This is a genomic window from Paraburkholderia sp. Cy-641, assembly GCF_011752945.1.
Lineage (GTDB): Bacteria > Pseudomonadota > Gammaproteobacteria > Burkholderiales > Burkholderiaceae > Paraburkholderia.
This window is the reverse complement of sequence record NZ_VWWM01000042.1, coordinates 1-23246: the sequence shown is the minus strand read 5'-3', so window position 1 is coordinate 23246 and position 23246 is coordinate 1. Positions and strand designations below refer to the sequence as shown.

At 65.3% G+C, this 23246-nt stretch carries 17 protein-coding genes and 1 riboswitch; of the genes, 8 read left to right on the top strand and 9 right to left on the bottom strand.

Going from position 1 to position 23246, the window contains the following annotated elements:
* The first annotated feature begins 43 nt into the window (after positions 1-43).
* The 3 genes from F3J20_RS21600 (at position 44) to F3J20_RS21590 (ending at position 3009) form a co-directional block, all read left to right on the top strand.
* Entirely contained in the window at positions 44-595 is a 552-nt protein-coding gene (locus F3J20_RS21600) for a shikimate kinase (RefSeq protein ID WP_167045492.1), read from the top strand.
* Positions 595-1680, top strand: a complete 1086-nt coding sequence (gene aroB, locus F3J20_RS21595) for a 3-dehydroquinate synthase (RefSeq protein ID WP_167284471.1) — start codon at positions 595-597, stop codon at positions 1678-1680. Before F3J20_RS21600 ends, aroB begins: the two co-directional genes overlap by 1 nt.
* Positions 1681-1752: 72 nt before the next feature.
* Entirely contained in the window at positions 1753-3009 is a 1257-nt protein-coding gene (locus F3J20_RS21590) for a deoxyguanosinetriphosphate triphosphohydrolase (protein WP_167284470.1), read from the top strand.
* An 84-nt stretch (positions 3010-3093) separates the two neighbouring features.
* Here the strand turns inward: F3J20_RS21590 and F3J20_RS21585 are convergent, their stop codons facing one another.
* Both F3J20_RS21585 and F3J20_RS21580 read right to left on the bottom strand, forming a co-directional pair.
* Positions 3094-3474, bottom strand: a complete 381-nt coding sequence (locus tag F3J20_RS21585; RefSeq protein WP_167045501.1) for a DUF883 family protein — start codon at positions 3472-3474, stop codon at positions 3094-3096.
* A gap of 339 nt (positions 3475-3813) precedes the next feature.
* On the bottom strand, positions 3814-4539 hold the full coding sequence (locus tag F3J20_RS21580; RefSeq protein ID WP_167045504.1) for an OmpW family outer membrane protein: 726 nt from the start codon (positions 4537-4539) through the stop codon (positions 3814-3816).
* A 187-nt stretch (positions 4540-4726) separates the two neighbouring features.
* Here F3J20_RS21580 and F3J20_RS21575 point away from each other — a divergent pair, with 187 nt between their 5' ends.
* The 3 genes from F3J20_RS21575 (at position 4727) to F3J20_RS21565 (ending at position 12064) form a co-directional block, all read left to right on the top strand.
* A complete protein-coding gene (locus F3J20_RS21575; RefSeq protein ID WP_167045507.1) occupies positions 4727-5434 on the top strand; it encodes a transposase in 708 nt (235 codons plus the stop codon).
* Between the two features lie 350 nt (positions 5435-5784).
* Entirely contained in the window at positions 5785-10482 is a 4698-nt protein-coding gene (locus F3J20_RS21570; protein WP_167284469.1) for a glutamate synthase-related protein, read from the top strand.
* A gap of 112 nt (positions 10483-10594) precedes the next feature.
* Entirely contained in the window at positions 10595-12064 is a 1470-nt protein-coding gene (locus F3J20_RS21565; protein WP_167284468.1) for a glutamate synthase subunit beta, read from the top strand.
* Positions 12065-12287: 223 nt separating this feature from the next.
* Here the strand turns inward: F3J20_RS21565 and F3J20_RS21560 are convergent, their stop codons facing one another.
* Entirely contained in the window at positions 12288-13553 is a 1266-nt protein-coding gene (locus F3J20_RS21560) for a D-amino acid dehydrogenase (protein WP_167284467.1), read from the bottom strand.
* Positions 13554-13570: 17 nt separating this feature from the next.
* Positions 13571-14830: an MFS transporter gene (locus F3J20_RS21555; RefSeq protein WP_167045520.1), complete on the bottom strand. Its 1260-nt coding sequence runs from the start codon at positions 14828-14830 to the stop codon at positions 13571-13573.
* Positions 14831-15175: 345 nt separating this feature from the next.
* On the opposite strand from F3J20_RS21555, the gene F3J20_RS21550 reads away from it, so the two are divergent.
* The gene (locus F3J20_RS21550) at positions 15176-16123 is read left to right on the top strand and encodes a tyrosine-protein phosphatase (protein ID WP_167284466.1); all 948 of its coding nucleotides are present in this window, start codon (positions 15176-15178) and stop codon (positions 16121-16123) included.
* 372 nt (positions 16124-16495) lie between these two features.
* Here the strand turns inward: F3J20_RS21550 and F3J20_RS21545 are convergent, their stop codons facing one another.
* The 5 genes from F3J20_RS21545 to F3J20_RS21525 all read right to left on the bottom strand — a co-directional run bounded on the left by F3J20_RS21545 (position 16496) and on the right by F3J20_RS21525 (position 22309).
* Entirely contained in the window at positions 16496-17803 is a 1308-nt protein-coding gene (locus F3J20_RS21545) for an ATP-binding protein (RefSeq protein WP_167284465.1), read from the bottom strand.
* A complete protein-coding gene (locus F3J20_RS21540) occupies positions 17800-18540 on the bottom strand; it encodes a response regulator (RefSeq protein ID WP_167045530.1) in 741 nt (246 codons plus the stop codon). The genes F3J20_RS21545 and F3J20_RS21540 overlap by 4 nt, the downstream gene beginning before the upstream one ends.
* A 211-nt stretch (positions 18541-18751) precedes the next feature.
* A complete protein-coding gene (locus tag F3J20_RS21535) occupies positions 18752-19501 on the bottom strand; it encodes a response regulator (RefSeq protein WP_167045533.1) in 750 nt (249 codons plus the stop codon).
* Positions 19502-19695: 194 nt separating this feature from the next.
* Positions 19696-20508, bottom strand: a complete 813-nt coding sequence (locus F3J20_RS21530) for an SDR family oxidoreductase (protein WP_167284464.1) — start codon at positions 20506-20508, stop codon at positions 19696-19698.
* Between the two features lie 49 nt (positions 20509-20557).
* Positions 20558-22309 (bottom strand): ABC transporter ATP-binding protein/permease, encoded by a 1752-nt coding sequence (locus tag F3J20_RS21525; protein ID WP_167045539.1) that lies wholly within the window; start codon positions 22307-22309, stop codon positions 20558-20560.
* 433 nt (positions 22310-22742) lie between these two features.
* A riboswitch (TPP riboswitch) is annotated at positions 22743-22866 on the top strand.
* 240 nt (positions 22867-23106) lie between these two features.
* Between F3J20_RS21525 and F3J20_RS21520 the strand changes: the two genes are divergently transcribed.
* On the top strand, positions 23107-23246 hold a 140-nt coding region (locus F3J20_RS21520), incomplete at its 3' end, for an NAD(P)-binding protein (protein WP_167284463.1).

The following is a 23246-nucleotide window of genomic DNA, read 5'->3' as shown; positions in this document are numbered from 1 at the left end:
TAAGCTGCGGCACGAACTACACCGGATTAGCCAGAGGACACCGTTGCAAGCGCGGGACGCACACGCCAATGTTTTTTTCGTAGGGCTCATGGGGGCAGGGAAAACCACCGTGGGTCGGGCGGTTGCGCGCCGTCTCGAGCGCCCGTTCTTCGATTCCGACCATGAAATCGAGGCTCGCACGGGCGCGCGCATTCCGACGATCTTCGAGCTGGAAGGCGAGGCGGGCTTTCGCGACCGCGAAGCGGGCGTGATCTCCGATCTCACCGGGCGCGACAATATCGTGCTCGCGACCGGCGGCGGCGCGGTGCTGCGGCCGGAAAACCGCGAAGCGCTGAAAAGCCGCGGCCTCGTGATCTACCTGCGCGCCAATCCGCACGACCTGTGGCTACGCACGCGGCGCGACAAGAATCGTCCGCTGCTGCAAACGGAAGACCCCAAGGCGCGCCTCGAAGCGCTCTATGAAGTGCGCGATCCGCTCTACCGCGAGTGCGCGCATTTCGTGATTGAAACCGGCCGGCCCTCGGTCAACGGACTCGTCAACATGGTTCTGATGCAGCTCGAGATGGCCGGTGTCGCCAAACATCCTGCGTCATAATGGACCGTATGATTACCGTCAACGTCGAACTGGGCGAGCGTGCCTACCCCATCCATATCGGTGCCGACCTGATCGGACAGACCGCGCTGTTCGCGCCGCACATCGGCGGCAGTTCGGTCACGATCGTCACCAATACCACCGTCGATCCGCTCTATGGCGACAAGCTGCGCGCGGCGCTCGCGCCGCTCGGCAAGCAGGTGTCCACGGTCGTTTTGCCGGACGGCGAAGCGTACAAGAATCTCGAAACGCTGAACCTGATCTTTGACGCGCTGCTCGGCTCGCGCGCCGACCGCAAGACCACGCTGATCGCCCTCGGTGGCGGCGTGATCGGCGACATGACCGGGTTTGCCGCGGCCTGCTACATGCGCGGCGTGCCGTTCATCCAGGTGCCGACCACGTTGCTGTCGCAGGTGGATTCGTCGGTAGGCGGCAAGACCGGCATCAACCATCCGCTCGGCAAGAACATGATCGGCGCGTTCTACCAGCCGCAGGCCGTGATCGCCGACATCGGCGCATTGCGAACCCTGCCCGCGCGCGAACTGGCGGCGGGCATCGCCGAGGTCATCAAGACCGGTGCGATTGCCGACGCCGGTTTCTTCGGCTGGATCGAAGCCAATATCGAAGCGTTGAACCGCTGCGAACCCGAGGCGCTGGCCGAGGCGGTCAAGCGCTCGTGCGAGATCAAGGCGTCGGTGGTTGCGCAGGACGAGCGCGAAGGCGGATTGCGCGCGATCCTCAACTTCGGCCATACGTTCGGCCATGCGATCGAAGCCGGGCTCGGCTACGGCGAGTGGCTGCACGGCGAGGCGGTTGGCTGCGGGATGGTGATGGCGGCCGATCTGTCGGTGCGTCTCGGCCATCTCGACGAAGCGTCGCGCAAGCGTCTCGTCGACGTAATCGTCGGCGCGCATTTGCCCACTCGCGCGCCCTCGCTCGGCGCCAACCGCTATGTCGAACTGATGCAGGTCGACAAGAAAGCGGAGGGCGGCGCGATCAAATTCATTTTGCTGAAGCGTTTCGGTGAGACGCTGATCACCCGGGCGCCCGACGCCGAGGTGCAGGCGACGCTGGCCGCCGCCGTCTAAACACGCCGCGGCATGGCTGCCACGCGTCGCGCATCGGAGTCAGGAGAGGCCGCCCATGTTTCGGAGAACCCGGTGACCGACAGGCGCAGCGACGACCTCAAGCATGAACCGGCGGCGCGTGCCGCTGCCGCTGCGAACACAGCGAGTACCGCAACCATCGGCGCGCATGCGACCGCTGTCACCGCACCGACCCAGCAGGCACTCGAAGCGCATCTCGCGCCGTATGCGGCGCACTCGGCCGAGTCGCGCGGGCGCCGCTATCCTGAGGCCGCGCCGAGCGCGCGCACCGAGTTTCAGCGCGACCGCGATCGCATCGTTCACTCGACCGCATTCCGCCGGCTCGAATACAAGACCCAGGTGTTCGTCAATCACGAGGGCGACCTGTTTCGCACGCGCCTCACGCATAGCCTCGAAGTCGCGCAGATCGCGCGTTCGGTTGCGCGTAATCTGCGTGTCAACGAAGACCTCGTCGAAGCGATTTCGCTGGCGCACGATCTCGGCCATACGCCGTTCGGCCATGCGGGCCAGGATGCGCTGAACGAATGCATGCGCGAGCACGGCGGCTTCGAGCACAACCTGCAGAGCCTCGCGGTCGTCGACGAACTGGAAGAGCACTACGGCGCGTTCAATGGCCTGAACCTCTGCTTCGAGACGCGCGAGGGCATTCTCAAGCATTGCTCGCGTGAAAATGCGCGGCGTCTGGGGGCGCTCGGCGAGCGCTTTCTCGAAGGACGGCAGCCGTCGCTCGAAGCGCAGATCGCCAACGTCGCCGACGAAATCGCGTACAACAACCACGACGTCGACGACGGCTTGCGCTCGGGCCTGCTCACGATCGAGCAGCTTGCCGAAGTGGAGCTATGGCAGACGCACTACGCGGCGGCGCGCGGCGATTTTCCGCACATCGAGGGGCGCCGGCTGATTCACGAGACGGTGCGGCGCATCATCAATACGCTGATCGTCGATCTGATCGAGACGACCCGCTCGAATCTCGCGCGTTACGCGCCGGCGTCGCTAGACGACGTGCGCGGCTCGCCGCCACTCGTCGCGCACAGCGAGGCGGTCGCCGCGCAAGCCGCTGTGCTGAAGCGTTTTCTGTTCAGAAACCTGTACCGTCACTACCGCGTGATGCGCATGGCCAACAAGGCGCGTCGCGTCGTCGTCGGCCTGTTCGACGCATTCACCGACGATCCGCGGCTTTTGCCGCCGGCTTACCAGTCGGCCGATGCGGCACTGCAACCACGTCTGATCTCGCATTACATCGCGGGCATGACGGATCGCTACGCGGTGAAGGAGTATCAGCGGCTGTTCGTGATCGACGATAGCTACTAGGCAGGCTCGCCCGGCTTGCCATTGGTTCATCCCCCGCACGGCTCCGGGCGCGCCTGCCTCACTGCATTGCGCGCGCGCGTCCCCTCAACGCAGGCGCGACGCGAACAAGGCGCCGGCAAGCAGCGCGAGTCCGCCGACGATCGCAATCGTCTGCCACGGGTTTTCACGCACGTAGGTGTCGGCATCCGCCATGGCGACTCCGGCGCGTTGGCGCATCGAGTCGCGCGTGTCGTTCAGGCGCGTGCGCGCCTCGTCGAGCCGTTTGTTGAGCTTGCCGCGCAAGGCCACGGCATCGGCATGCGTGCCGTCCGCGAGCGTCGATTCGAGTTCCGACAGCAGCGTGCGCAATTCGTCCGCGATGTCTTCGGCCGCATGCCGGCTATGGCGGGCGATGCGCCGCGCGCGGCGGCTCGCGCTGGTCCAGGATTCGCCGAGGGCGTCTCTGGTATTCGGAAGTGCTGTCATGGTCGCTCCGTCGATGAGTGGAAAGTGTCCCGCGCGCAGTCGCGCACAGCATGACTGTTGCCATGCGGGAAACGCCACCGGAACGCAACTTCAGTGCCAAACCGCGGAGCACCTTCGGCGCATGGCGGTCGGGAGCCCGGACCGCGGCGAAGGCGGGCTTATCGTCAGCAGATATTGCACGCGCTCGCGCGCACTCACGTCAAATTTACAAATGCGCGAGGCGCACCGCAGCGCGCGGCGCTCGCCGCATGAAAGCGCCGCCATCGGATCGATGACGGCGTTACCCATGCCCCGAAAATTCGACTACCCTAACTGAACGACCCCTAATATTCCGAAGCGTTAGAAACGGTAACCGATGTTGACGTAAGTGACGATCGGGTTCAGTTTGATCTTGGTTTGCGATTGCACTGTCAGCGTGCCGACCGGCGTAGCCGCTGCCGAGCTCAGCTTGGCGGTCGTGCTGAGCGGCAGGTACGAGATCGACATGCCGGCGAACCAGTGCTGATTGAACGCGTACGTGAAGCCCGCATTAAACACAGGTTCCCACGAACTATCCGTGGAGACGCTGGTCGGACCATGCAGAACGTTCGCTTCGAATGCGCTGTTGGTGATCTGCTCGCCCGTGAACCAGATACGGCTTACGCCGACACCGAGATACGGCCGGAACGAAGTTGTCGGCGCATTGAAGTAGTACTTGAACAGCAGCGTCGGGCTCCACTGTTTCGCCTGCCCGATCTTGCCGAACGGTTCGAGGCTGCCCGTGCCGTACAGGTCGAAAGTAGGCGGAACACCCAGAACGAATTCGGTGGCGATGTGATCGGTAATGAAGTAGCCGGCGGTGAAACCGATGGTGTCGGCCGAACTGAGCGAGGCGCCGGTGTTCGGCTGGGTGATGTTGGTTGGGCTGCCGCCGATGCTGGTCACTGTGAGCGGGTCGCTGCTCGACTGAGGCGCAAGGTGGAACCAGCCTGTCGTGACGTAAATGCTTCCGGCCGATTGCGCGTGCGCTGCCGTGCTCATGCAGGCTAGCACTGCCATCCCCGTTACGGCCTGTTTTAATTTCATATGTGCTCCTCCATAAAAGGCCTGCTCATTATGACGAGAACGTTTGAAACAAACCATACGCGGCGGTTAGAGCTTTCTCCCTAAGCGCCGCGTGGTTTCTGGCTTGGCCGCGTGGCGCCGAACCTCGCGCGCATGTGGCTCTTCGGACCTTCGGGTATATACCAACGCGACTATTGGATACTCCAGCATGGCACGGCTTGCACGTCTTTATGTCCCCGACCAGCCGCAACACGTCATCCTTCGCGGGCTCGACCAGCAGCCCGCTTTCGTCGACGACCAGGACTACGAGCTTTTCATCGACTGCCTGAAGGCGGCTTCGCGGGACCATCACCTCTCGATTCACGCATACGCATTGATGCCGGGCGCCGTGCAACTGCTCGTCACGCCGACCGAGGAGTCGAGCCTGCCCAAGGCGATGCAGGCCGTCGGCCGGCGCTACGTCGCGCATTTCAACCGCCGTTATGCGCGCCGCGGTACCTTGTGGGAAGGCCGTTACCGGGCCACGGTAATCGAAGGCGAGCGTTATTTCCTGCTCGCGAGCCGCGTCGTCGAGATGTGTCCGGTACGCGCGCAACTGGCCACGGCGCCTGAGGATTATCGCTGGTCGAGCTACCGGCATCACATCGGGCTGACCCTCGACAGCCTCATCACCGATCATCCGCTCTACTGGTCGCTCGGCAATACGCCGTTCGAGCGGCAGCGCGCGTACCGCGAACTGTGCGAGCAGCCGCTCGACGAGCGCGAAGCCAGCCAGCTCCAGCAGGCCACGCTGAAAGGCTGGGTGCTCGGCAGCGACACGTACCGCGAGTGGGCGGCGCGCGCCGCGAACCGGCGCGTTTCGCCGCTGCCGCGCGGGCGGCCGCGCAAGGTGCGCGAGACGCCGCATACGCAGTGAGGCGACGCTGGTGCAGCGTAGGGCGCTCCTCATAGCGCCGCCCTGAATCGAAAGAAAGCGTTTTGCATCAAAGGGCTGCATGAAAACGGCATTGCGCATGCCGTTTTCTTTTGCCCTGTTTTGATATGGAACCAATAAAAAATATCTGCGATGCACCAATTCGATAATTGGGGATCAATCATCATGTTTTATTTGCTATTCCATTGATTCGTCGCGTATATTCCGAATTCCGACGCTTTTTGATACGCATGGTCCGTCCGCGGGAAGAGCGTCGTCGTGGCTGCGATCCGCACTGCGGCAAAAGAAAAACGGTTTAACGGCCTGTCCGGCCCCTCACAGACGGTGTCCCCATGAACGACCACCAGCAACACCCGGTTCCCGCCGCCCAAGGTCTGTACGACCCGCAGAACGAGCATGACGCCTGCGGCGTCGGCTTCGTCGCCCACATCAAGGGCCAGAAGAGCCACGAGATCATCGAGCAGGGTCTGAAGATTCTCGAAAACCTCGACCACCGGGGCGCCGTCGGCGCCGATCCGCTGATGGGCGACGGCGCGGGCATCCTGATCCAGATTCCGGACGGCTTCTATCGCGAAGAGATGGCCAAGCAGGGCGTGACGCTGCCGCCGGCTGGCGAATACGGCGTCGGCATGATCTTCCTGCCGAAGGAACACGCCTCGCGCATCGCCTGCGAACAGGAACTGGAGCGCACGGTGAAGGCCGAAGGCCAGGTCGTGCTCGGCTGGCGCGACGTGCCGGTCGACCACACCATGCCGATCTCTCCGACCGTCAAGGCGAGCGAACCGCTGATCCGCCAGATCTTCATCGGCCGCGGCAAGGACATCATGGTGACCGACGCGCTCGAGCGGAAGCTGTACATCATCCGCAAGACCGCGAGCCACCGCATCCAGGCGCTCAAGCTCAAGCACGGCAAGGAATACTTCGTGCCGTCGTGCTCGGCGCGCACGGTCGTCTACAAGGGGCTGCTGCTGGCGGGCCAGGTCGGCGTGTACTACCGCGATCTGCAGGACGAGCGCACCGTCTCGGCGCTCGCGCTCGTGCACCAGCGCTTCTCCACCAACACGTTCCCGGCATGGGAACTGGCTCACCCGTACCGCATGATCGCCCACAACGGCGAAATCAACACGGTGAAGGGCAACGTCAACTGGCTGAACGCGCGCACCGGCGCGATCGCCTCGCACGTGCTCGGCGACGATCTGCCGAAGCTGTGGCCGCTCATCTATCCGGGCCAATCGGATACGGCATCGTTCGACAACTGCCTCGAACTGCTCGTGATGGCCGGCTACCCGCTCGTCCACGCCATGATGATGATGATCCCGGAAGCCTGGGAGCAGCACACGCTGATGGACGAGAACCGCAAGGCGTTCTACGAATACCACGCCGCGATGATGGAGCCGTGGGACGGCCCCGCCGCGATCGCGTTCACCGACGGCCGCCAGATCGGCGCAACGCTCGACCGTAACGGTCTGCGTCCGGCGCGCTACATCGTTACCGACGACGACCTCGTCATCATGGCGTCGGAAGCGGGCACGCTGCCGATTCCCGAATCGAAGATCGTCAAGAAGTGGCGTCTGCAGCCGGGCAAGATGTTCCTGATCGACATGGAGCACGGCCGCATCATCGACGACAAGGAACTGAAGGACAACCTCGCGAACGCCAAGCCGTACAAGAGCTGGATCGACGCCGTGCGCATCAAGCTCGACGAGATCGAGCCGAAGGCCGAAGACGTCGTGACGGAGCGCCGCGAAGCCGCTGCATTGCTCGATCGCCAGCAGGCGTTCGGCTACACCCAGGAAGACCTCAAGTTCCTGATGGCGCCGATGGCGCAAGCGGGCGAGGAAGCGGTCGGCTCGATGGGCAACGACTCGCCGCTCGCGGTCATGTCCAACAAGAACAAGACGCTCTACCACTACTTCAAGCAGCTGTTCGCGCAGGTCACGAATCCGCCTATCGACCCGATCCGCGAAAACATGGTGATGTCGCTCGTGTCGTTCATCGGCCCGAAGCCGAACCTGCTCGACACGAACAACATCAACCCACCGATGCGCCTCGAAGTGTCGCAGCCGGTGCTCGACTTCAAGGACATCGCGAAGATCCGCGCGATCGATCAGTACACCGGCGGCAAGTTCAGCTCGTACGAACTGAACATCTGCTATCCGGTCGCCTGGGGCAAGGAAGGCATCGAGGCGCGCCTCGCGTCGCTGTGCGCGGAAGCCGTCGATGCGGTCAAGTCCGGCTACAACATGCTGATCGTCTCGGACCGCAAGACCGACCGCGACAACGTCGCGATTCCGGCGCTGCTCGCGACTGCCGCTATCCACACGCACCTCGTGCAGCAGGGTCTGCGCACGAGCACGGGCCTCGTCGTCGAAACCGGTTCGGCGCGTGAAACGCACCACTTCGCGCTGCTCGCGGGCTATGGCGCGGAAGCCGTGCACCCGTACCTCGCGATGGAAACGCTCAGCCAGCTCGCGGCCGGCCTGAAGGGCGACCTGTCGGCGGAGAAGGCGGTCTACAACTTCACGAAGGCGGTCGGCAAGGGCCTGCAGAAGGTCATGTCGAAGATGGGCATTTCGACCTACATGTCGTACACCGGCGCGCAGATTTTCGAAGCGGTCGGCCTCGCTGAAGACCTCGTGTCGAAGTACTTCTACGGTACGTCGTCGAAGGTGGGCGGCATTGGACTCTTCGACGTCGCCGAAGAAGCGATCCGTCTGCACCGCGACGCGTTCGGCGACAACCCGGTCCTCGCGAACATGCTCGACGCGGGCGGCGAGTACGCCTACCGCGTGCGCGGCGAAGAACACATGTGGACGCCCGATGCGATCGCCAAGCTGCAGCACTCGGCACGCAGCAACTCGTACCAGACGTACAAGGAATACGCGCATCTGATCAACGATCAGACCAAACGCCACATGACCTTCCGCGGCCTGTTCGAGTTCAAGTTCGATCCGACCAGGGCGATTCCGCTCGACGAAGTCGAACCGGCGAAGGAAATCGTCAAGCGTTTCGCGACCGGCGCGATGTCGATGGGCTCGATCAGCACCGAAGCGCACGCCACGCTCGCCGTCGCGATGAACCGCATCGGCGGCAAGTCGAACACCGGCGAAGGCGGCGAGGATGCGAACCGTTATCGCAACGAACTGCGCGGCATTCCGATCAAGAATGGCGACACGATGAAGTCGATCATCGGCGATGAAGTGGTCACCGACATTCCGCTCAAGGAAGGTGATTCGCTGCGCTCGCGCATCAAGCAGGTCGCGTCGGGCCGCTTCGGCGTGACGGCGGAATACCTCGCGTCGGCCGACCAGATCCAGATCAAGATGGCGCAGGGCGCGAAGCCGGGCGAAGGCGGTCAGCTGCCGGGCCACAAGGTGTCCGAGTACATCGGCAAGCTGCGCTGTTCGGTGCCGGGCGTCGGCCTGATTTCGCCGCCGCCGCACCACGACATCTACTCGATCGAAGACCTGGCGCAGCTGATCCACGATCTGAAGAACGTCAACGCGTCGTCGAGCATCTCGGTGAAGCTGGTGTCGGAGTCGGGCGTCGGTACGGTTGCAGCGGGTGTCGCGAAGGCGAAGGCCGATCACGTCGTGATCGCCGGTCATGACGGCGGCACGGGTGCGTCGCCGCTGTCGTCGGTCAAGCATGCCGGCACGCCGTGGGAACTGGGTCTCGCCGAAACGCAGCAAACGTTGGTGCTGAACCAGCTGCGCGGCCGTATTCGCGTGCAGGCCGACGGTCAGATGAAGACGGGCCGCGACATCGTGATCGGCGCGCTGCTCGGCGCGGACGAATTCGGCTTCGCGACGGCGCCGCTCGTCGTCGAAGGCTGCATCATGATGCGCAAGTGCCACCTGAACACCTGCCCGGTCGGCGTCGCGACGCAAGATCCGGTGCTGCGTGCGAAGTTCCAGGGCCAGCCCGAGCACGTCGTGAACTTCTTCTTCTTCGTCGCCGAGGAAGCGCGCGAAATCATGGCGCAACTCGGCATCCGCAAGTTCGACGACCTGATCGGCCACGCGGAACTGCTCGACATGAAGAAGGGCATCGAGCACTGGAAGGCGAAGGGTCTCGACTTCTCGCGCGTGTTCTATCAGCCGCAAGTGCCGGCGGAAGTCGCGCGCAAGCACGTCGACGTGCAGGACCACGGCCTCGACCGTGCGCTCGACCATACGCTGATCGAGAAGGCGAAGGCGGCGATCGAGAAGGGCGAGCACGTCTCGTTCATCCAGCCGGTGCGCAACGTGAACCGCACGGTCGGCGCGATGCTGTCCGGCACGATCGCGAAGAAGTACGGCCACGAAGGCCTGCCCGACGACTCGATCCACATCCAGTTGAAGGGCACGGCGGGCCAGAGCTTCGGCGCGTTCCTCGCGAAGGGCGTCACGCTCGACCTCGTCGGCGACGGCAACGACTACGTGGGCAAGGGCCTGTCGGGCGGCCGCATCATCATCCGTCCGACCAACGATTTCCGCGGCAAGTCGGAAGAGAACATCATCTGCGGCAATACGGTGATGTACGGCGCGATCGACGGCGAAGCGTTCTTCCGCGGCGTCGCGGGCGAGCGTTTCTGCGTGCGTAACTCGGGCGCGACGGCGGTCGTCGAAGGCACGGGCGATCACGGTTGCGAATACATGACGGGCGGCACCGTGGTCGTGCTCGGCGAGACGGGCCGCAACTTCGCGGCCGGCATGTCGGGCGGCATTGCCTACGTGTTCGATCCGGACGGCACGTTCGCGGGCAAGTGCAACAAGTCGATGGTCGCGCTCGACCCGGTGCTGCAACAGGCCGAACAGGAGCGCACGGTCGACCAGGGCGTGTGGCATCGCGGCACGACCGACGAAGTGCTGCTGCGCGGTCTCATCGAACGTCACTTTCAGTTCACGGGCTCGCCGCGTGCGAAGGCGCTGCTCGAGAACTGGGACGCTTCGCGCCGTCAGTTCGTGAAGGTGTTCCCGACCGAATACAAGCGCGCGCTCGGCGAACTCGCCGCGAAGAAGGCGAACAAGGAAGTGCTCGCCGCCTAAATCTCCGCACAAAGCTCCGCAAAAAATCATTTAGCCGTACCCGCCGCGTCTCGAAGGTTCGACGCGCGGCGGGTCCAGATCACCCTACATACAGATTAGAGAAGAGAACCACATGGGCAAGGCAACCGGTTTTCTCGAGTTCGAACGTCGCCACGAGACGTACGAGGCTCCGCTCACGCGTGTGAAGCACTACAAGGAATTCGTCGCGGCACTGAGCGACGACGAAGCGAAGATTCAAGGCGCACGTTGCATGGACTGCGGCATTCCGTTCTGCAACAACGGCTGCCCGGTCAACAACATCATTCCGGACTTCAACGACCTCGTGTTCCACCAGGACTGGAAGAACGCGATCGAAGTGCTGCATTCGACCAACAACTTCCCCGAGTTCACGGGCCGCATCTGCCCGGCGCCGTGCGAAGCGGCGTGTACGCTCGGCATCAACAACGACCCGGTCGGCATCAAGTCGATCGAGCACGCGATCATCGACAAGGCCTGGGCCGAAGGCTGGGTCGCGCCGCAACTGCCGAAGCACAAGACCGGCAAGAAGGTCGCCGTGGTCGGTTCGGGCCCCGCGGGTCTCGCGGCCGCGCAGCAACTCGCGCGCGCCGGTCATGACGTGACCGTGTTCGAGAAGAACGACCGCATCGGCGGCCTGCTGCGTTACGGCATCCCCGACTTCAAGCTCGAGAAGTGGCAGATCGACCGCCGCATGCGCCAGATGGAAGCCGAAGGCGTGACGTTCCGCACCAACGTGCTCATCGGCCGCGCCGATTCGCTGCCGGCTTACATCGGCAACACCGCGAAGGAAACCATCACGCCGGCCGAGCTGAACGAGCAGTTCGACGCGGTGGTGATCGCCGGCGGTTCGGAAACGCCGCGTGATCTGCCGGTGCCAGGCCGCGAGCTCGAAGGCATCCACTATGCGATGGAGTTCCTGCCGCAGCAGAACAAGGTCAATGCCGGCGACAAGGTGCCGAACCAGCTGCTCGCGAAGGGCAAGCACGTCGTCGTGATCGGCGGCGGCGATACGGGTTCGGACTGCGTCGGCACGTCGAACCGTCATGGCGCGAAGAGCGTCACGCAGTTCGAACTGCTGCCGCAGCCGCCCGAAGAAGAGAACAAGCCGCTCGTGTGGCCGTACTGGCCGATCAAGCTGCGCACGTCGTCGTCGCACGACGAGGGCTGCGAGCGCGACTGGTCGGTCGCGACCAAGCGCCTCGAAGGCAAGAACGGCAAGGTCGAGAAGCTGATCGCCGCGCGCGTCGAATGGAAGGACGGCAAGATGGTCGAAGTGCCGAACTCCGAATTCGAAATGAAGGCCGACCTCGTGCTGCTCGCGATGGGCTTCACGCAGCCGGTTTCGCCGGTGCTCGAAGCATTCGGTGTCGACAAGGATGCGCGCGGCAACGTGCGTGCCTCGACCGAAGGCGACAAGGCGTACTACACGTCGGTGGACAAGGTGTTCACCGCGGGCGACATGCGCCGCGGCCAGTCGCTCGTGGTGTGGGCGATCCGCGAAGGCCGTCAGTGCGCACGTTCGGTCGATGCGTTCCTGATGGGGCATTCGGAACTGCCGCGCTAAGGCGTCTCTGGTCAGTGTCTCCGGCACGGCTTGCGCGCTCGATGTCCGATGCGCGCGAGCCGGCCACGATTTGCAGGAAGACGTGGAGACGACAATGTGCCGGTTCACAGGCACAGGTAGCGGTAAAGCGAAGCAGTGAATAAAAGAAAACCGGGCTCGCCTGAAAGGGCGAGTCCGGTTTTTTTATGGCGCGCTGCGTTTGCTGGCCCGGCTTCTCGCGCCGCTACTTGCGATAGCGCGCCAAGGTCAGCCCATCGAGATCGATTTCCGGCTTGCGCTGCGTGATCAGGTCCGCGACCACGCGCCCCGAGCCCATCGACATCGCCCAGCCCGTCGAGCCGTGCCCGAGGTTCAGCCACAGATTCTCCACGCGGCACGGACCGAGCAGCGGCGCGCCGTCGGGTGTCATCGGCCGGCGGCCTACCCAGAAATGCGCCGAGGTCGGCTTGGCCGCATGCGGAAACCAGTCGCGCAGCACCTTGAGCAGCGTCTGCAAGGCCTGTTCGCGCAGTGTCGTCTGATGATTGCCGAGTTCCGCCGTGCCCGCCACGCGCAGGTTGTTGCCGAAGCGCGTGATCGCCGTTTTCAGCGATTCGTCCATGAGCGCCGCGTGCGGCGCCTTTTCTTCGTCGATGACGGGCAACGTCGCCGAATACCCCTTCACCGGATAAAGCGGCACCTTCACGCCGAGCGGCGCCAGCAGCGCCGGGCTATCGACGCCGAGCGCGACGACCACGTGGTCGGCCCGCAGCGTCTCGATGCCGCGCTCGCTCTGAATTTGCACGCCGCGTACCGCACGGCCTTGCACGTCGAGCGAGTCCACGCGCGTATCGAAGCGGAAGCGCACGCCGTTGCGCTCGCAGATCGCGCGCAACTCGCGGGTGAAGCGCGCGCAATCGCCGGCCTCGTCGTCGGGCAGATAAAGGCCCGCGTGCGGCGCCTGCTGCGCCCAGCGCAAGCCGGGCTCGATCTCGACGCACTGCGCCGCGCTGACTTCCCGATGCGCGATGCCCGCGTCGCGCAGCACCGCGAGCGCCGGCTGGGCCAGCTCGACGTCGAAGTCGCTGCGAAACAGTTGCAGATAGCCCTGGCTGCGGCCGTAGTCGAACGGATGACGGCCGCGGAATTCGTGCAGACACGTGCGGCTGTAATACGCGACGCGCTGCATGCGCTGCTTGTTCACGCGAAAGCGTTCGAGGTCGCATTCGCGCAGCCAGCGCGCGATCCAGCGCCATTGGGCCGGATCGAACGTCGGCCGGAAGATCAGGGGCGAAGCGGGCTTGAACAGATATTTGAGAATCTTCGCCGGCATGCCGGGCGCGGCCCACGGCGTCACGTAGCCCGGTGCGATCACGCCGGCGTTGCCGAAGCTCGTGGAGAGCGCGACGTCGGGTTCGCGCTCGATCACCGTGACTTCGCAGCCTTGCTGGCACAGGTAAAAAGCCGTGGCGACACCGATCACGCCGCCGCCGAGAACAATCGTTTTCATGAGTATGTGCGGCGAATTCAGGCGGCGGAGCGGCTCGCGCCGAGTACCTTGCCTTTCGTTTCCGGCAGGCACAGCGCGGCGACGATCACGAGCAGATAGCCGGAGCCCGCGACGATGCCCATCGCCTTCACGAGCGTCATGCCCTGCGCGAGCGTGCCGACGAGGATCGGAAAGAACGAGCCGACGCCGCGCCCAAGGTTGTAGCAGAAGCCTTGTCCCGAGCCGCGTATCTCGTTCGGATACAGCTCGGACAGATACGCGCCCACACCCGCGAAAATGCCCTGCACGACGATGCCGAGCGGGAAGCCGAGCGCGAGCATCATCGTGTCGGTGACCGGCAGCATCGTGTAGACCATGCCGAGCACGAACGAGCCGATCGCGAACAGCACGAACGACGCGCGCCGGCCGATCCGGTCGCACAGAATCGCGCCGACGATATAGCCGGCGAACGAGCCGACGATCAGCACGATCAGATAGCCGCTCGTGTTGAACACCGACAGATGGCGCACGGTCTTCAGGTACGTGGGCAGCCACGTCGTGATCGCGTAGTAGCCGCCGAGCATGCCGGTGCACAGTGCGCTGCCGAGCAGCGTCGTCTTCAGATGCGCGGCCGAGAAGATCTGCATGAAGTGCGAGGTGTTGAAGCCGCTTTCGCGCGCGCGGCGCGTCTCCAGAAAGATGTCCGGGTCGCTCACGTTGCGGCGGATGTAGATGATCCACGCGGCGGGCAGCAGGCCGATCCAGAAGCAGGCGCGCCACGCGTACTCTTCAGGCAGCAGCGCGAACGCGGCCCAGTAGACGATCGCCGCGGCTGCCCAGCCGAACGACCAGCTGCTCTGCACGGTGCCGACCGCCTTCGCGCGATGCTGCGGAGAACGGATCGTCTCGGCCATCATGATCGTCACGACCGACCACTCGCCGCCGAAGCCGATGCCTTGCAGCGTGCGCGTGGCGAGCAGCTGCCAGAACGACTGCGTAAAGCCCGACAGGAAGGTGAAGATCGCGAAGGTGGCGATCGTCCATTGCAGCACGCGGATGCGGCCGTGGCGATCGGCTAGAATGCCGGCGAGCCAGCCGCCGAGCGCCGACGAGATCAGCGAACTGGTGGCGATCATCCCCGCTTCGCTTTTGCTCAGACCCCATGTTGCGATCAGCGTCGGGATCAGAAACGAGTAGATCATGAAGTCGAACGCGTCGATCGCGTAACCGCCGAAGCCGGCATAAAGCGTGCGGCGCTCGCGCGGGGACAACTCGGTGAACCATTGGAGAGAAGCCATGTTTTGTTGTGGTCTCCAGGTTTCTTTTGCCTGCGGGGGCTGAACGATAGGTTTTCTGTATTTTACGGGGATGCGGCGTCGTGCGGTCGGATGTGGCAAAAATGGCATCGAGCGGTAACGATCGCGTAATCACCGATAAGACACGCAAGCTGGCGGAAATCGGTTTCAGAACGGCGCGTCGCCTCTGCCCGGTCCCGCACACGCTGCCGTACGCGCTTCGCGAAAGGCTGTGTTGATCTCGCCCTTTTCCTTACCGCCTACTACGGTGTAACGCAAAAGTTATTGACGAACGTTAAACTGCGTCTGCAGCCCGGCTGCACGCCCCCTTCCTTACCGTCACCCCTGATGCCCGTTTTCGCGAAAAACCGTTCGCCGTTCCGCCTTGTTGCCAGCACGACCGTGCAGGCAGGCCATGACGCGTCGGGCGAAACGTCGGTAGCGCGGCGGCGTTTCCTCAGGGGTTCGGCCGGCGCGCTGCTGGCCGCCGGGTTCGGCAGCACGCTGCTGTCGGCGTGCGGCGGCAGCCTCGACCCCAATCAGGTGGAGACGCCGCGCCTCGCATCGGTCACCAATTTCCGCGATCTCGCGGGCGTGGGCAGCGGCTATCCGACCGTCGACGGCAAGCAGATGCGCCGCGGCGCGTTCTATCGCTCGAATGCGTTGACCTTGAGCAGCGCCGACGAAGCGACGATCGACAAGGTCGGCATCGCAGCGATCTACGACCTGCGTACGCCCGCCGAAATCGCGCGCAATCCCGACAGCCTGCCGGCCGGCGCGTTCGCGCGCCGGCTCAATGTGCTCGGCACGAACGACTTCATTGCGCCCACCTTCGATACGTCCGCGGACGCCGTCGCGTTCATGGAGGCGCAGGCGCGTGCCTACGTGACGGGCGACGCGCAGCGGGCCGCGTACGGCACGTTGCTCGCCGCGCTCGCCGACGGCGCGGGCGCGCAGCTGTTTCATTCGAATGCGGGGAAAGATCGCGCGGGCTGGGTCGCGGCGCTGCTGCTCAGCATCGCCAACGTGCCGCTCGACGTCATCATGCAGGACTATCTGCTCAGCAACACCTATCTCGCGCAATCGATCGCCGCGCAAACGGCCACGCTGCGCGTGCAGGACGGCGCCGCCGTCGCCACGGTCGAAGCACCGTTGCTCGACGTCGAGGAAGGCTATCTGCAAGCGGGTTTCGAGCAGGTGCAGGCGAGCTACGGCACGATGACTGGCTATCTGACGCAAGGGCTCGGTCTTTCCGCTGCGACGATCGACGCGTTGCGTAATCGGCTTGTGCACTGAGGTAACCGGCTCGCACTGAGCGACGTGTGCACTAAGCGGCTCGTGGACTGAGCCGCACGGCGATCGGCCGTGAAGCCGCGCGGCAGGAGCAGCGCGGGCAAGGGCGGCACCAAAAAGAACCGGACAAAAAGGCCGGGCAAAAAAAATCCGCCCCAAGGGCATGGGCGGATGGAGAAGGGCGGCATTGAGGTTGCCAAGGCCGACTATAAAGCCGTAGCCAGTGCCGAAGGCGATCCGGTAAGGGCGTGTAAGCGCATGGCGCCGTGTGCGTGAGCATGTGCATGAGCGGGCGGCGTCCGTTCGAGCGCGCCTCGCCCATGTGCCGGCGCCGCGCCGCTCGGGTTGGCTGCGCCGCCGCTTGCCGCGTCATCCTTACGTTACTGTCGCATTCACCGGCAATTCGATCCGCACTTCGAGTCCACCCTGCGCATGATTGCGCACCTGGCAGCGTCCGCCGCGATCGTGCGCGAGCCGCGCGACGATCGCGAGGCCGAGGCCGCAATGACCTTCGCCGCCGCGCGCGGCGTCGAGCCGCACGAACGGTTTCATCGCGGCGGCGATGCGGTCGTCGGGAATGCCGGGGCCATGATCGCGCACGCGGATCGTCCAGCGCCCGTCGTTGCGCGCGGTCGCGATCTCGACCGGCGGCATGCCGTGTTCGAGCGCATTGTCGACGAGGTTCGTGACGAGCCGGTCGAGCAGCGTGCGCGGCAGCGTGAACGACGCTCCGGCGCGCAGATCGAGCGCGAAGAGCGGCGCTTCGGCGGTGTCGGCGGCTTCGGCCATTTCCGCGCTGCCGGCGTTTTCACCGGCGGAAAACTGCTCGCGCAGGAACTCGTCCACTTCGACAGGCGGCCCGGCGTCGGCCGACTGGCCCGCGAATTCGAGGAACTGCTGGACGATGTTGGTCAGCGAATCGACGTCGCGAATCAGGCCGGCGCGCTCGCTTTCCTCGACCAGCACGCTCGCGCGCAGCTTCAGGCGCGTGAGCGGCGCCTTCAGATCGTGCGCGACGCCGGCCAGCATGACGGCTTGGTCGTCGCCGGCTTCGTTCAGGCGCCGCATCATGTCGTTGAACGAGCCGATCAGATCGCGCAGCTCGCGAGGGCCCTGCACGGGCACGGGCTCGGGCCGCACGCCCGAGCCGAACTCGCGGGCCGCGTCGGCGACGCGCGAGAGCGGCCGTTGCATCTGCCAGACCGCGAATAGCGAGAGGATCAGCGCGGCAAGCAGCATCGAGACCGCCTCGACCAGAAAGCGCGGCGGCGGCGGCACGTCGACCGGCACGACGACCCAGTTCGATTTGCCCGGAAACAGCACCCAGAGTTGCGGCGGACGCAGATCGTCGACGGCGATCTGCGTGCCGCCCGGCAGGTTCTCGCGCAACTGCTGGCCCAGTTCGATCAGCAGACGTTCCTTCGGCTCATGCAGATGCACGCTCGTCGGCATGTTCCAGGTGGGCACGAGATGCACGCGCATTGCGGGCGCGAGCGCGGCGCCCTTGATCGGCTCGCCGTTGATCGCCTGCAGCACGAGCAGAATGCCGCGCGCGAAGCCGTCGATTTCATGGCGCGGCGGCTGCATCGTCACGAGCACGAACCAGCTTGCCTGAATCGCGAACAACACCACGGCAGACAGCAACGCCATTCTGCCGAACAGCGTGTTCAGCGGATTTTTCATGCGCTCGGGGCGGCCTCGTCCTCGAAGGGCGCGCTGCTGGCGTCGGGCACGAACACATAGCCCTTGCCGCGTACCGTTTGCACGTAGCACGGATTGGACGGGTCGTCCTCGATCACGCGGCGCAGACGCCAGATCGGCACGTCGAGGCTGCGGTCGCGGAAGGCCAGGTTGTCGCGATGCACGAGGTCGTGAATCAGCACGCGCGACAGCACCTTGTACGGGTTGTTGACGAAAATCTTCAGGAGCGCGAATTCACTGTCGCGCAACGGCAGTTTCGCGTCGTCGCGGGTCAGCGAGCGCGTGGTGAAGTCGAGTTCGAACGGCCCGAAGCGATAGCGCTTGCGCGCTTCGGGCGCGCTCGTGGTAGACGGCCCGCGCCGGCGCAGCACGGTCTGGATGCGCACGAGCAGTTCGCGCGGATCGAACGGCTTGGTCAGGTAGTCGTCCGCGCCGAGCGAGAGGCCGACGATGCGGTCGGCCACCGTGCCGCGCGCGGTCACGAAGATCACCGGAATGTCGTCGCCGGCGGCGCGCAGCGCGGTGAGCGCGCGCAGGCCGTCGGTGTTCGGCATCATGATGTCGAGCACGACGACCGACGGCCGCTCGCGTTCGAGACGGCGCTGCAGATGCGTGCCGTCGTGCAGCACCGACGCATCGAAGCCGTTCGACTGCAGAAACTTGCAAAGCAGATCGCGTACGACCGGATCGTCGTCGACGATGAGGACCTGTGGATTCATGGCGAAATTCTAGATGGGCGCGTGCGGCAGGCGGCCGGGCGTTTCCTTACCAATGCTTACGGTGTGACGCGGGGCTTGCCGGCGCGCGACGCAAGGTGCAACGCTTACCAGCGCTTACTTTAGCACTGCTTCGACGGGCTGCCGGGGTTGTGGCCGGCCGATGCGGCGCACTGCGCCCGCGCACGGAAGCGCGGCGTTTCGAGCCCCGGTTTCAGTGCTCCCGGAGTGGTGGCGCGAGCCCGCGCCCGGTCGCGCCGATCTCGCCGTCGGGCACGAACACGTAACCGCGCCCCCACACCGTTTGCACATAGCGCGGCGCCGACGGGTCCGCTTCGATGAGCCGGCGCAAACGCCAGATCGACACGTCGAGGCTGCGATTCCGATGCGTCTCGTCGTTGCCGCGCAGTTTTTCGAGCAATTGCGCGCGCGTGAGCACGGTCATCGCATGCGTGACGAACACTTTCAGCATCGCGAATTCGCTCGAACGCAGCATGATGCGTTCGCCGTCGCGGCGCAGCTCGCGCTCGGGGAAATTCACTTCGAAGTGGCCGAAGCGATAGGGCGCGCGCTGCTCGGGCGCGCCCGGCGCAACCGTGCCGCGACGCCGCAGCACGGTGCGAATTCGCGCGACCAGTTCGCTCGGTTCGAACGGCTTGCCGAGATAGTCGTCCGCGCCGAGTTCGAGGCCGATCACGCGGTCGATCGGCTCGGCGCGGGCGGTCAGCAGGATCACGGGAAGGTCGTCGCCGGCGACGCGCAACGCCCGCAGCGCGCTGATGCCATCGAGCTCCGGCATCATGATGTCGAGTACGACGAGCGCGGGGCGTTCCTCGAGCAGGCTGCGCTGCAGCGCCATGCCGTGTTCGAGCGCGACGACCTTGAAGCCGCGCCCTTGCAGATATTCGCTGACGAGTTCGCGCACGACGGGATCGTCGTCGACGATCAGGATGGTCTGGTTCATTCAGGGCATCTTAGTGATCCGCGCGGGCCGGGCAAAGCGTGTCCGGCTTTCGAATCCTTTCCGATGTAAGACGTGGCAAGCCGCCGGTGCTTGATGGGGCGGCGCGGGTGGCCGGTGCTGTGCCGGCTGTCGTACGCACGGTTTTGCACGTACGGTTTGCGCGCTGCGCTGCGCTGCGTGGCGAGGGACGCGGCTCAGCCGAGCGTGAGCCCGCCATCGATATGGATCACCTGACCGGTGATGTGACGCGCTTCGCCGGAAAGCAGGAAGGCGATCAGCGCGGCGACGTCGGCCGGCTCGGCGACGTGGCCGAGCGGTGTTGCTTCGGCGGCGCGTGCCCATGCCGCTGCGTTGTCGGCGCTCGGGCCGCGGTCCTTGCGCGTATAGCCGGGCGCTACGCAATTGACGGTCACGCCGCGCGGCGCAAGCTCGGCGGCCGCGGTTTTCGCGAGTGATTCGAGGGCCGCCTTCGCCGCGGCCGTCGCGGCAAACGGCGCGTCCGCGCGATAGCGATGCGCGACGAACGAGCTCACCGCGACCACGCGGCCGCGCCGCGACGTTTCGAGCGCGGGCAGCGCGCGTTTGAGGAGCGCGGCGAACGCGGCCGGCATCGCGGCAAACGCCGCGCCGAACGTGTCGGGGTCGAGTGCGGAAAGAGTCTGGCGTTGCGCGTGTCCGGCGTTGGCGACCAGTTGATCGAGCGCGCCGAAGTTCGCGAGCGTTTGATGGACTACGTGCTCCGCCGCGCCGCGCTCGGCGAGATCGCCGAACACGGTCGCGCAGCGCGCGCCGTTCGCGGCGCATCGATCGGCGACTTGCGCGAGGCGTTGGCGGGAAGCGTCGTCGGCGCCGCGCGCGTGCAGCATCAGCGCGGTGTCCGGCGCGGCGAGACGTTGCGCGAGCGCCGCGCCGATGCCGGAGCCGGCACCGGTAATCAGCACGACGCGCGCGCTGCCGTTGGTGTCGTTGTCGATGCCAGCGTTGGCGTTGCTTGCCTGCTCGCTCATCGCGTCGTTCGGTTCGCCGGGTTGCTCGTTGGATTGCTCGCCGGGCGGATCAGGCCGCTACTGCTTCGCGGCTGCGTTCGACGTCGAGCGTTTCGTCGTGGAACGCCGAGAGCGACTCGCGATGCGCGACGCTGACGATCGCCGCCTTCGGCAGCCGCTCCGTGAACAGGCGGTACAGGCGCGCCTCGTTTTCCGCGTCGAGCGCGCTGGTCGCTTCGTCGAGGAACAGGTAGTCGGGCTTGTGCAGCAGCACGCGCGCGGCGGCGAAGCGCTGCTGCTCGCCCGGCGACAGCACGCGGGTCCAGTGCGCCGATTCCTGCAGACGGTCCGCGTATTCGGACAGATGGCAGGTGACGAGCGCTTCGCGGCATTCGTCGTCGCTATAGGTGTCGGCCGCCGACGGATACGCGAGCGCCGCCTTCAGCGTACCGATCGGCATGTAGCTGACCTGCGGGATGAACATCATGCGCGCGTTGACGGGCGCGTCGATCGAGCCGTCGCCGAACGGCCAGAGGCCCGCGAGCGCGCGCATCAGCGTGCTTTTGCCGGCGCCCGACGGACCGCGCACGAGCCAGCGCGAGCCCGGCCGGATCGCGACATCGCGGATGCGCGACAGCGGGTTGCCGTTCGGCAGCGCGAGTTCGAGGCTGGCGGTGGAGAGCTGGTTGGCGTCGACGAAATGCAGGTTGATGCCGCCGTGTTCGGTGGCCGGCGAGACCGATTCCTTCAGACGCGGCGCATGCATGATGCGCTTGAACTCGCGCAACCGGTTCACGGTGGCGCGCCATTCGACGAGGCTCGTATAACTGTTGATGAACCACGAGAACGAATCGCTGACGGTGCCGAACGCGCTCGAAATCTGCATCAGCACGCCGAACGTGAAGGCGCCCGCGAAGTAGCGCGGCGCGGCGACCACGATCGGGAAGATGATCGCGATCTGGCCGTAGAAGCTCAGCACGAAGGTCAGGCGCTTGGTGTACTTCATCACCTGCCACCAGTTGTCGCGGATGCGGCCGAACAGCGTGCGTGCGTTGTGCTTCTCGGTTTCCATGCCGTTGTAGAACGCGATCTGCTCGGCGTTCTCGCGCAGACGGATCAGGCCGAAACGGAAATCCGCCTCGACTTTCTGTGCCTGATAGTTGATCGACACGAGCGGATGACCGACCTTCTGCGTGACGAGCGAGCCGACCACCGCATACAGCGCAGCAGCCCACACCATATAACCGGGGATATGCAGCGGCATGCCGCCGAGCGAAAGGGTCAGCGCGCCCGCGAGCGACCACAGGATCGTGATGAACGACACGAGCGTGACGACCGTGGAGAGCAGATCGAGCGTGAGCGAAAGCGTGGTGGTGGCGAACGATTGCAGGTCGTCGCTGATCCGCTGGTCGGGGTTGTCGGCGAGGCGGTCGCGCTCGATGCGGTAGAACGCGCTGTCGTCGAGCCACTCGTTCAGGTAGCGCGTGGTCAGCCACTGGCGCCAGCGGAAGCCGAGCATCTGGCGCAGATAGCGGCCATACACGGCGAGGATGATGAAACCGAACGCGAGCCCGCTGAAGATCATCAGCAGGTGCGGGAAGTCGTGGACGTTCTTCTGCTGCAGCGCGTTGTAGAAATCGGCGCTCCAGCGGTTCAGGCGCACGTTGATCCAGACGACGAGCAGGTTCATCACGACGATCGCGATGAGCAGCCCCCACGCCACGAAGCGTTCCTCGGAAACCCAGTAAGGCTTGATCAGGCTCCAGGCGGAGACTTTTTCGTCGGGCGGCAGCGCGGGGCTGGCGGAAGTATTGGATGTCATGAGCGTCCTGGTGATGTGCTGGCCATGGGTCGAGCCGGTCGATCCTCGGTGTCGGGCTGGTCGGGTTGCGCCATGTCGGGCGATCCCGCGACGAGCCGGTCCGTATGCTGGGTTGCCCTGCGGCGGGTCTGCGATGCCTGCCCGGGCGTCGTGCTTTCGTGCTCGGGGCGCGCGACGCCGGACGGGCGCCCGATTCTGGCGTGACGCCCTTAAGCGGGCATTAATTTGCGCCGCCGGCGCGCCCCCGTGTAAGCGCCGCGCATACGGCCTGAAGCGCCGCGCGCGCCGCGTTCGCGGCACCGATCACGGCATTGTGCCAGAGCGTCGGCTCGCGGCGCATCGGCATCGCCATAGAGGGTGCCGGAGCGAAATCGCGGCCGCCTCGGCGCCCCGCTGGTTTGCGGGCGTCCGGCCTTTTATGGTCTAATGACCCGTGACGAAACAGGGGTGCTTCGCCCACGGGCGGCATGATTTCCATGCTGCGGCGGCGAGGCTGAGAGAGACCCTTTGCACCCGATCCGGGTAATACCGGCGCGGGAAGTTTCCGGAAGCAACCGTCTTCCATTCCCCGCCGGGCGGCGCTGGCGCATGACGCGCGCGCATCTTGCCCGGCCGGCTTCACCCGCCGGTTTCGTCCTCGGTACGTGCGTTTTTGGGCCGTACGGAAAGGACTCGATGACCGCCTATTCTTCATACATGTACGTTGCTTCCCGTCACGCCGCCGCAGGCGCGCCGTGCCGCTTTGGCATGGCCCGCTCTGGCGATGCGCTGCGCCGCCTGGCCGTGGAGCGTGCGCGATGAACCGTCCCGCCCGACCCGATTTCTCCGTGCTCGGCGGCGGCCTGTGCGGCCGGCTGGTCGCGTGGCGGCTTGCCGGCGAGGGGCATCGCGTGGCGCTGTACGAGCGCGGCGATGCCGCCGGGACGCAGGCGGCCGC